Origin of the sequence: Vulcanococcus sp., assembly GCF_044369115.1 — a bacterium.
Lineage (GTDB): Bacteria > Cyanobacteriota > Cyanobacteriia > PCC-6307 > Cyanobiaceae > Vulcanococcus.
Window position 1 is genome coordinate 1 of sequence record NZ_JBIPMN010000088.1, and the last position, 10569, is coordinate 10569.

At 68.9% G+C, this 10569-nt stretch carries 8 protein-coding genes; 3 read left to right on the forward strand and 5 right to left on the reverse strand.

Features of this window, described 5'->3' with window-relative positions:
- Both ACIQ2E_RS08220 and purF read left to right on the forward strand, forming a co-directional pair.
- The coding region (locus ACIQ2E_RS08220) for an AIR synthase related protein (RefSeq protein ID WP_398328776.1) at positions 1 to 1110 on the forward strand (1110 nt) is incomplete at its 5' end.
- 29 nt (positions 1111 to 1139) lie between these two features.
- On the forward strand, positions 1140 to 2690 hold the full coding sequence (purF, locus tag ACIQ2E_RS08225; RefSeq protein WP_398328797.1) for an amidophosphoribosyltransferase: 1551 nt from the start codon (positions 1140 to 1142) through the stop codon (positions 2688 to 2690).
- 29 nt (positions 2691 to 2719) lie between these two features.
- Here the strand turns inward: purF and ACIQ2E_RS08230 are convergent, their stop codons facing one another.
- The 4 genes from ACIQ2E_RS08230 to ACIQ2E_RS08245 form a co-directional block, all read right to left on the reverse strand.
- Positions 2720 to 4045 (reverse strand): exopolysaccharide biosynthesis polyprenyl glycosylphosphotransferase, encoded by a 1326-nt coding sequence (locus ACIQ2E_RS08230; RefSeq protein WP_398328779.1) that lies wholly within the window; start codon positions 4043 to 4045, stop codon positions 2720 to 2722.
- Between the two features lie 4 nt (positions 4046 to 4049).
- Complete coding sequence (locus ACIQ2E_RS08235; RefSeq protein WP_398328782.1) at positions 4050 to 5906, reverse strand: aspartate kinase; 1857 nt, start codon at positions 5904 to 5906, stop codon at positions 4050 to 4052.
- 71 nt (positions 5907 to 5977) lie between these two features.
- Positions 5978 to 6955: a DNA polymerase III subunit delta gene (gene holA / locus ACIQ2E_RS08240; RefSeq protein ID WP_398328785.1), complete on the reverse strand. Its 978-nt coding sequence runs from the start codon at positions 6953 to 6955 to the stop codon at positions 5978 to 5980.
- Complete coding sequence (locus tag ACIQ2E_RS08245) at positions 6955 to 7686, reverse strand: hypothetical protein (protein WP_398328788.1); 732 nt, start codon at positions 7684 to 7686, stop codon at positions 6955 to 6957. The genes holA and ACIQ2E_RS08245 overlap by 1 nt, the downstream gene beginning before the upstream one ends.
- Positions 7687 to 7891: 205 nt before the next feature.
- Here ACIQ2E_RS08245 and ACIQ2E_RS08250 point away from each other — a divergent pair, with 205 nt between their 5' ends.
- A complete protein-coding gene (locus tag ACIQ2E_RS08250; protein ID WP_398328791.1) occupies positions 7892 to 8587 on the forward strand; it encodes a precorrin-8X methylmutase in 696 nt (231 codons plus the stop codon).
- Here the strand turns inward: ACIQ2E_RS08250 and mutS are convergent.
- Positions 8542 to 10569 (reverse strand): DNA mismatch repair protein MutS (mutS, locus tag ACIQ2E_RS08255; RefSeq protein WP_398328794.1); only part of this gene is annotated, 2028 nt, incomplete at its 5' end. The two genes, ACIQ2E_RS08250 and mutS, sit on opposite strands and share 46 nt — an antisense overlap.

The window sequence follows — 10569 nt, forward strand, 5'->3', positions numbered from 1 at the left end:
GAGGCCCTGCTGGAGCTGCTCGACGACCCCACCATCGCCTCCAAGCGCTGGGTGTATCGCCAATACGACCATCAGGTGCAGGCCAACACCGTGATTCCCCCGGGCGGCGCCGATGCGGCGGTGGTGCGCCTGCGGCCCCAGCAGGGCGAGGGTTCCCTGGCGGCGGCCAACCGCGGTGTGGCGGCGGTGGTGGATTGCCCCAACCGCTGGGTGGCCCTCGATCCCGAGCGCGGCGGCATGGCCGCAGTGGCCGAGGCGGCCCGCAACCTCAGCTGCGTGGGTGCCGAGCCCCTGGCTGTGACCGACAACCTCAACTTCCCCTCCCCCGAAACGCCCACCGGCTACTGGCAGCTGGCCCTGGCCTGTCGCGGCCTCTCAGCGGCCTGCTCCGCCCTCGACACGCCCGTGACCGGCGGCAACGTGTCGCTCTACAACGAAACCCGCCTGCCCGATGGGCGCATGCAGCCGATCCACCCCACGCCGGTGGTGGGCATGGTGGGCCTGGTGCACGATCTGGCTCAGGTGCGCGGCCAGGCCTGGCGCGAGGCGGGCGATGCGATCTGGTTGCTGGGGGTGCCGCTCGAGGCGGGTGAGGCTCCAGCCGATCCCCGCCTGAGCCTGGCCGGCAGCAGCTACCTGGAGCGGGTGCATGGAGCCGTTACGGGGCGCCCACCCGAGATCGATCTGGCGCTGGAGCGTTCGGTGCAGGGCTTCCTGCGCCAGGCGATCGCCAAGGGCCTGGTGCGCTCGGCCCACGACCTCAGCGATGGCGGCCTGGCGGTGGCTGCAGCAGAGTGCTGCATCGCCAGTGGCCTCGGTGCCCATCTGGAGATCCCTGTCAGCCGCACCCGCGTGGATCGCTTGCTGTTCGCCGAAGGTGGTGCCCGCATCCTGGTGAGCGTGGCCCCGGCGCAGACGGTGGCTTGGCAGGAGGCACTCGATGCGGCCGGCGTTCCGGCCCAGTGCCTGGGGGTGGTGGCCGCTGAAACGGAGCTGCAGATCCAGCAGGCCGCTCAGCCGCTGTTGCGTTTGCCGGTGGCTCAGTTGGCGGCCCAGTTCGAGCAGGCCATTCCCCGCCGCATGGGCGTGGATCTGCCCCCCACAGCGTGAGCCGGGGTTCCGGCACGAACACACCTCTGATGCACAATGCTGAAGCAAATCCAAAGGTGGGACCTGCGGTGACCGACGTGCACTCCGGCTCCCTTCCCACCCAGCCCGAACGCCCCGACAAGCCGGAAGAGGCCTGCGGTGTGTTTGCGGTGCTGGCGGCTGATCAGCCGGTGGCCAACCTCACCTATTTCGGCCTCTACGCCCTGCAGCACCGCGGCCAGGAGTCGGCTGGCATCGCCGTGTTCGATGCCGATCCCAGCGAGCCGGCTCGGCCCAAGGTGCGCATGCACAAAGATATGGGCCTGGTGAGCCAGGTGTTCGATCAGGGCGTGCTTGAGCGCCTGCCCGGCCAGCTGGCCATCGGCCACAACCGCTACTCCACCACCGGCAGCAGCAAGGCCTGCAACGCCCAGCCGGTGCTGCTCAACACCCGCCTTGGCCCGCTGGCCTTTGCCCACAACGGCAATCTGGTGAATGCCGGCGAGTTGCGGGAGGCGATTGCGGCCGACATCCCGGAAGTGGAGTTCACCTCCACCACCGATTCCGAGCTGATCGCCTTCGCGATTCAGCACGCGGTGAATCAGGGCCTGGGCTGGGAGGCGGCGATCCGGGAGGCCGCCAGCCGTTGCCGCGGCGCCTTCAGCCTGGTGATCGGCACCCCGGAGGGCCTGTATGCCCTGCGCGATGGCCATGGCATTCGCCCCCTGGTGTTCGGCCACATGGGCGAGGTCAGCGAGGCCCAGTGGGTGGTGAGCAGCGAAACCTGCGGGCTCGACATCATCGGCGCCAGCTTCGATGGCGATGTGGAGCCCGGCGAGATCATGCACTTCCGCCTGGGTGATCCCGAACCCAGCCGCAGCCGCTGGACCACTGAGCCCCCCAAGCTCTGCGTGTTCGAGATGATTTATTTCGCCCGGCCCGATAGCCGTTTCTTCGGCGAATCGCTCTACAGCTACCGGGTGCGGATCGGCGAAGTGCTGGCCCGCGAAACGCCCGTGGAGGCCGACATCGTGATCGGCGTGCCGGATTCCGGCATCCCGGCCGCGATCGGCTACTCGCAATACAGCGGCATCCCCTTCGGCGATGGCCTGATCAAAAACCGCTATGTGGGCCGCACCTTCATTCAGCCCACCCAGGCGATGCGTGAGGCCGGCATCCGCGTGAAGCTCAACCCGCTGCCGGATGTGCTTGCCGGCAAGCGCGTGGTGGTGATCGACGACTCGATCGTGCGCGGCACCACCAGCCGCAAGCTCGTGGCCGCCATCCGCGATGCCGGCGCCACCGAGGTGCACATGCGCATCAGCTCACCGCCGGTGACCCACCCCTGCTTCTACGGCATCGACACCGACACCCAGGACCAGCTGATCGCCGCCCGCCTCACCCTCGAGGAGATCGCCGCCCATCTGGGGGTGGATTCGCTCGCCTACCTGAGCAAAGAGGGGATGGTGGAAGCAGCCCAGGCCAATGCCGGCCACTTCTGCACTGCCTGCTTCGACGGCGCCTACCCGATCGAGATGGATGAGAGCGTGAGCGGCAGCAAGCTGATGCTCGAGCCCAAGGGGATCGCGGCGACGGTCTGAGGTCTGAGCGGGCCCCTGGCGCCCTTCGGCTACCGACCAGCTGCCTTCAGCACGATCTTGATCGTTTTGAACAGGATCAGCAGATCGAGCCAGAGGGAGGCGTTGCGCAGATAGAAGAGGTCGTAGCTGAGCTTGAGCTCGGAATCCTCGATGCTGGAGGCGTAGGGCATGTTCACCTGGGCCCAGCCGCTCAAGCCCGGCCGCATCCAGTGGCGCAGTTTGTAGTTGGGGATCTGCTGCTCGAGGATCTGTTCGAGATCCGGGCGCTCCGGCCGCGGTCCGATCAGGCTCATTTCCCCTCGCAGCACATTGATCAGCTGCGGCAGTTCATCGAGGCGGGTGCGGCGCAGCCAGTAGCCCACCGGCGTGATCCGCTGGTCGTTGGTCTGCGCCCATTGGGCCCCGGCGGCTTCGGCGTTGAGGCTCATCGTGCGGATCTTGAGCACGTTGAAGGGTTGCCCCAGCAGGCCTGAACGCTGTTGGCGGTAGATCACGGCGCCACCGTCGTGCAGTTTCACCAAGGCGAGCGCCAGCAGCAGCAGCGGAGCGCTGAGCAGCAGCAGCAGCAGGCTCACCAACACATCGGCATAGCGCTTGAGCTGCTTCTGCAGGCTGGTGCGCTGGCCGTCGATGCTGGCGGAGAACAGCAGCCACTGGTTGTCGATCCAGCGGGTTGGAATGCGCTGCAGTTCCTGTTCGGCCAGCTCCACCACTGAGAACACCGCTTGGCCGCGGTTCACGGCCTCCTGGCAGAACCGCTGCAGCGCGGCATCGTTGATCACCCCGGCGCTCAGGGCCAGGGCTTCGCCATCCAGCAGCTGGGTAGCGCTGCTGCCGGAGCTGAGTTCGGTGATCTCGGGCAGGGGGCCTGCGGCCATCAGGCTCCGCCGCCATTCCGCCGCCAGAGAGCTGATCTCGCTGGGCAGGGCCACGATGTGCCATCGCCCTTGTGGCTTGCTCGGCCGCAGGCGGCGCAACAGCAGCCGCACCGCTGCGCTCCAGAGGCTGAGCAGCACAAACAGCGGAATCAGGTTGCTGCGGAAGAACAGATCGCTGGTGATCTGCAGCCGGAACAGATAACTGAACACAGCGGCGGCGGCGATGCTGGCCAGGGCGGTGCTGCCCAGGCGCGCCAGCATCTGGGTCCAGGCCAGGGTTTTCAGCTTCAGCAGCGTGTAGGAGCCGAACAGCCAGCCGAGGCTGCAGTAGATCAGCACCAGCACCAGCAGCGGCGCGCTCTGGGGGATCACCAGCTGCCCGTTGCTGACGCCGTTGAGCATGGCCAAACCCACCAGCCCCACGGCATCCAGCAGGGCTGCCGTCAGCAGCGGAATTCGGTGCCGTGCCCAGGGCATCAGTTCATGCCAGCGGCGCCTCGGTGCCCTGGGCCTGGTGCTGCACGGCGCCACCGAGCCCGAAGGCGGCGTGCACCGCCTGCAGCGCCTTCACGCCATCGGCTTCCGGCACCACGCAGCTGGTGCGGATCTCGCTGGTGGCGATCATTTCGATGTTGACTCCCGCCTGAGCCAGGGAGCGGAACATCCGGGCTGCTGTGCCGGCGGTGCAGGGCATGCCGGCCCCCACGGCGCTCACCCGGGCGATGGCGATGCCCTCCTCGAAGCTGGCGCCCGGCCACTGGTTGAGCAGCGGCTGCAGGGCGGTGCGGGCGCGGCTGAGGTCGTCGCGCTTGAGGCAGAAGCCCATGTCGCGGCTCTGCTGCTCGCCGCTGCCGTGGCTGCGTTCTGATTGCACGATCGCATCGAGGCTGATGCCGGCATCGGCCAGCACCCGGCACACGGCGGCGGCCGTGCCGGGCTTGTCGGGGATGCGGCGCACGGCCACCTGGGCCTGATCGCGATCGAGGGCCACGCCGCGCACTTCCGGTTGGCCGGCGCCGGAGGGGGGTGGATTGAGATGCAGCTGGCGCTCGTTGAGCTCGAAGCACTGGGCCGCGGCCTGCAGCGCTTTGCTGCCCTGGTGGCCGGCTACCAAGCAACTCACCTTCACTTCGCTGGTGGCGATCAGGCGCAGGTTGATGCCGCCTTTGGCCAGGGTGTCGAACAAGCGGGCCGCCACACCGGGTCGGCCCATGATCCCGGCCCCCGAGATGCTCAGTTTGGCCATGCCGCCTTCGGCACTGATGGTGGCGGTCTCAGCACCCGCTTCCAGTGCTGCTAACACTTCGCGACACACCAGCTGGGCGCGATCGAGCTGAGCTTCGGCCACGGTGAACGCAATGTCGTTCGTGAAGCCGCAGTGGTCTCCGCTGCAGTTGGCGTCGGCCTCATGGGTGGATTGCACGATCAGATCCACGTTGAGCCCCGCGCTGGAGAGGGCTTCAAACAGCTGGGCGGCCACCCCAGGGCGATCGGGCACGTGGGCCAGGGCCAACACGGCCTGGTCGGTGTCGAGCTCGGCGCCATCCACCGGTTTGCCCAGCTCCAGGCCCTCGCCGCTGCCGCGGCGGCTGGCGGCATCGCTGGTGAGCAGCGTGCCGGGCTGATCGCTCCAGCTGGAGCGCACCACCAGCGGCACGCCGTAGTTGCGGGCGATCTCCACGGCCCGCGGGTGCAGCACGGCCGCGCCGAGGCTGGCCAGCTCCAGCATCTCGTTGCAGGTGATCGTATCCATCAGCTGGGCATCGGGCACCTTGCGGGGGTCGGTGCTGAGCACCCCCGGCACGTCGGTGTAGATCTCGCAGGCATCGGCGCCGAGGGCTGCCGCCAGGGCGACGGCGGGGGGGTCGGAGCCGCCGCGGCCGAGGGTGGTGATCTCGGGCAGGCCGCTCAGGCCGCTGCTGGTGCCCTGGAAGCCGGCCACCACCACCACGTTGCCGTCGTTCAGCAGCCGCTGCAGCCGATCGGTGCGCACCTCAAGGATGCGGGCGCGCCCATGGGCCGATTCGGTGAGGATGCCCACCTGCGGGCCGGTCATCGACACGGCCGGCACCCCCTGGGCATGGAGCGCCATCGCCAGCAGGGCGATCGACACCTGCTCGCCGGTGGCCAGCAGCATGTCCATCTCCCGCTGCGGCGGGCTGCTGCTGATGGCGCGGGCCAGGCCGGTGAGCTCGTCGGTGGTGTGCCCCATGGCCGACACCACGATCACCAGATCGTGACCCGCCTGGCGGCTGCTGGCGATTCGCTGGGCCACCGCCTGGATCCGCTCCACATCGGCCACGGAGGTGCCGCCGAACTTCTGGACCAGCAGAGCCATGGCGATGGGCTGCGTTAACGGCTGATTGTCCTACGCGGAGTTGTTGTGGTGTTTTCCGCGATACGAGGGCTTCAGCCGCTGAGCAGGAAGCCGTCGCGGAAGGCATCGCCGGGATCGCTGCCGCGTTTGAGCGCTGCTTCCACCTCGAGCAACTGGCGCAGCAGGGCCAGGAAGCGCGCCGGCTTGCGGCCGCGGATCTGTTTGCGCATCACGTAGATGCGTTTGGGGTTGCCGATGCCGGCGGCCTTGGCGATGGCATTCACATCGCTCTCGCCCTGTTGATCGAGCAGGCTCACCCACAGCCAGCCCCGGATCTGCCCGCAGAGGGTGGCCACGATCCGCAGCGCCGGCTCATTGGCCGCCAGCAGCGCATCCACCAGCGCCACCGCTTCGGCAGGCTGCCCCGCCAGGAGCGCATCGCCCACCTGCAAGGCGTTGGTGGCCTGGCTGCCCACCAGGGCCTCCACGGCGGCGGCGGTGATCGGCTTGGCCCCCACATACAGCGCCAGCTTCTCCAGTTCGCTGGCCAGCCGTGCGCTGTCGCTGCCGATGGCTTCGCTGAGGGCTTCGGCGGCCGCGGGCTCCAGCGCGAGCCCCAGCTCTCGCGCCGTGCGCTGCACCAGCTCGATCTGGCCGGCTCCATCCCAGATCGCCGGTAGCTGGAAGCTTTGCTCGCCGGCTTCGCCGGCCTTCACCAGCTTCTGCAACGCCTTGGTGGTGCGCAGGCGTGCATCGGGCTTGGCGCTGTTGACCAGCAGCAGATGGCACGACTCGGGGATGAGCGGGAGGGCTGCTTCTAGCTGCTCCGCCAGTTCGGCTGGGCACTGGTTGCAGAAGGGGCTCCGCTGCAGCAGCACCACCCGATCGCCGCCGCCGAAGGGTGGGGTGCGGGCTTCCTCCAGGGCCTGCCTGGCCTGGGCTGGGTCGCTGCCATCGAGCCGCGACAGATTGATGCTCTGCCAGGCCGGATCGATGCGCTGCTGGATCAGTGCCTCCACCGCGCGGCTGCGGGCTGCTTCGTCGTCGCCCCAGAGCAGGTGGATCGGCATCAGATCCTCAGGGCACTGAGCACCGGGTGTTGGCCAGTCTGGGCGAGGGCGGGGTGATCGGTCACCAGCACGGTTGCATCGGTGGCAATGGCAGTGGCCAGCTCGATGGCTCGGGTGTCGTCGAGTTGGGGTTCTTGCCGTTGCAGCCGCGATGCCGCGAGCACCAGGGCGCCATCGGCCGGCACTTGCAGCCAATGCTGCGGATTGGCGAAGGCGTTGGCGTAGCGCTGGGCGAGCAGTTCATCCCCCCGGGCCAGGGGCCCTTCCAGCACCCGCGCCAGGCTCACACTGCTGATCACCCCCTGCCAGGTGCCCTGGGCAATCCCCTGCAGCAGCGGTGTGAGGTATTTCCCGGTGCCTTTGGCATCGGCGAGGAAGGCCACCAGGGCAGAGCCATCGAGGGCAATCCGGCTGCCGTGCTTCAGATGACTGGGGCTGAAGGGCTCCGCGTTGATCGCCTGCACCAAGGCCGGAGCGGATGGCGCCGGGCGGGCGGGATGGCGCTGGTTGGGATCCCAGCACTGGCGGCCACTGCCCTGGAGGGTCATCAGGCTCTGAATCTGGCGCTGGCGCTTGTGTGGATCGTTGGGAGGCTGGCCCCCAATCGGCACCAAGGCCGCCATCGGCTTTTTATGCCGCTGAATCACGAAGGCCTCGCCGGCCGCAGCCCGCTCCAGCAGTTCCGGGAGCCTGCGCCTCGCTTCCTCTACCCCCAGTGGTGGTGTCGACATGGTGCGCGAGCCGTGTCCGTTTTTCTGTACGGAGTGTACGGAAGTCTGGACACACCGAAAAACAAATCGATCAGGCCCCTTCAGGGTTGTCTGGTGAGGGTGATCCGTTGAAGACGCACCTGTTGAAGACGTATCTAAGGCGCACACCTGTGAGTTGCTGACCCCTGGGGCTTCAAGCTGCTGGTGCGTCTCCTGAGTGCCCGGCGTGGCTGATGCTCCTCCCGGTTTCGATCACCCGATCTTCAGCGAGAGCATTCGCCTGATTCGCGCTGCGCTGGCAGAGCAGCCCCCCCACCTGAGGTTCGATCTCACCAGCCTTGCGCCGCCCGAGCAGGACGTGGTGCTGCGTTTGATCCACAGCAGCGGCGATCTCAGCGTGACGGCCGATCTGCGCTTTTCGCCGGATGCCTGCAACGCTGGCCTCGAGGCTCTGGCGCACGGTGCTCCGATCCTCACCGACACCGCGATGGCCGCGGCAGCCGTGGCGCCGATGGCGCGCCGCACCTTCGGTAATGGCGTGCACAGCGTGCTGAGTTGGGCGCCCGCTCAGGCTCCCCTCGGAAGCACGCGAGCTGCGGTGGGGATGGAGCGAGCTCTGCAGGAGCATCCAGGCGCGGTGGTGTTGATCGGTAGTGCGCCGACCGCTCTTGAGTTGCTTCTTGAGCAGGTGGCCGTCGGTCAAACGGCGGCGCCGGCCCTTGTGATCGGGATGCCGGTGGGGTTTGTGGGGGTGGCGGAGAGCAAGCGCCACCTGGCCGGGAGCGGCCTGCCGCAGATCCGCCTGGAGGGCAGCAGGGGGGGTGCCGGCTTGGTGGGCGCGGCGGCCAATGCCCTCTTGCGCCGCGCTTGGTTGGATCAGGCCGCGGCGGGGGCTTCGGCCATCGGGCCCACCGCCACATGACTGTTGGCCTCGATGCGGCCCAACACCTGGCGGGCCCGCAGCACCACCGCCGGTGGCACGCCGGCGAGGCGGGCGGCTTCGATGCCGTAGCTGCGGTTGGCGCCGCCGCTCACCACGCGGTGCAGGAAGCGCAGTTCGCTGCCGGTGTCTTCCACCAGCACCTGGGCATTGGCCACGTTGGGCAGCTGATCGGCGAGCTCGTTGAGCTCGTGGTAGTGGGTGGCGAACACGCTGCGGGCGCCGATCGTGTCGGCCAGGTATTCGGCCACGGCCCAGGCGATCGAGAGCCCGTCAAAGGTGGCAGTGCCGCGGCCGATTTCATCGAGCAGCACCAGGGAGCGATCGCTGGCGTGGTGAAGGATGTTGGCCGTTTCGGCCATCTCCACCATGAAGGTGGATTGGCCAGCGGCTAGGTCGTCGCCGGCGCCCACCCGCGTGAAGATGCGATCGGTGATGCCGAGCCGGGCGCTCTTGGCTGGAATCCAGCTGCCGATCTGGGCCATCAGCTGCAGCAGGCCCGTTTGGCGCAGATAGCAGCTCTTGCCGCTGGCGTTGGGACCGGTGAGCACCAGTAAGTCGGGAGGTAAGTCTTGAGTGATCTCGGGAGTGTTGTTTTCCTTGTTCGGCACCTCAGCTCCTGAGAAGCCCAGCGCGATGTCGTTGGGGGTGAAGGGGGCCTCCACCAGCAGCTGTTCCACCACCGGGTGGCGCCCGGCCTCGATCTGCAGCAGGCGGGCTTCGGGACCGTTGGGATCGGTGAGCTCCGGTTTGCAGTAGCCGCTGGTGGCGGCCAGCTCCGCCAGGGAGGCGATGGCGTCGAGCTCGGCCACCAGGCGGGCTGCGGCACGGATCGGTGCGGCCTGCTCACCCACCTGGCTGCGCAACTGGCAGAACAGCTCGTATTCCCGCTGGGCGGCGCGGGCCTTGAGCTGCAGGATCCGCCCCTCACGGGCCTTGAGCTCGGGGGTGACGAACCGCTCTTCGTTGGCGAGGGTCTGGCGGCGGATCCAGTGGTCGGGCACCGAGGCTGCCTTGGCCTTGCTCACCGCCAGGAAGTAGCCGAAGGTGCGGTGGTATTGGAGCTTGAGCGTGTGGATGCCGCTGGCGCTGCGTTCCGCCGCCTCCTGCTGGGCCAGCCAGGCCTGCTGATCGTCGAGCTGGTTGCGCAGCCCATCGAGTTGGGGGTCCACGCCGTCGTGGATCAGGCCGCCCTCGCTGAGGCTCAGGGGTGGGGTGTCGAGCAGCTGATGGCGCAGCTCGGCCGCCAGCGCCTCCAGCTCGGGCCAGGGCCGCGCCAGGGCCAGCAGCGGTTCACTCTGCACCGCAGCGCTCTGGATCACGGCGGCCAGCTGCGGCAGCCGCTCCAGGCCATCGGCCAGGGCCACCAGGTCGCGCGCCGAGGCGGTTCCGGCACCGGCACGCCCCGCCAGCCGCTCCAGATCCCCCATGGGCCGCAGCAGCCGGCGCAGCCCCACCCGCAGGGGCCGCTGCTCCACCAGCTCGCTCACCGCCTCCTGCCGCTCCAGGATCGCGGCGCGGTCGACAAGGGGGGCCTCGATCCAGCGGCGCAGGCAGCGGCTGCCCATGGCGGTGGCGGTGCGGTCGAGGGCCCAGAGCAGGGAGCCCTGCAGGGCGCCGCCCAGCTGGGTGCGGGGCAGCTCGAGGTTGCGGCGGGTCTGGGCATCGAGCACCAGCTGGTCGCCGGCGTGCCAGAGCCTTGGCATCTCCAGCGGGATGGCCGCGGCGCCCTCCGCGGGGGCAGCCTGGCTGGGTTCGGGGGCCGGCTGGGTCGTGTCCAGATAGGCCAGCAGGCCCCCGGCGGCCCGCAGCGCCAGGGGCGCCTCCCCCAGCCCCAGGCCATCGAGGCTGGCCAGGCGGAAGCGGCGGCGCAGCAGGGCGGCGGCTTCGGTGGCCTCGAAGGGGGTGCGGGCCAGGGCGGTGAGCCGCAGACCCTCGGGGCACCAGGCGGGCGCCTCCCCCGG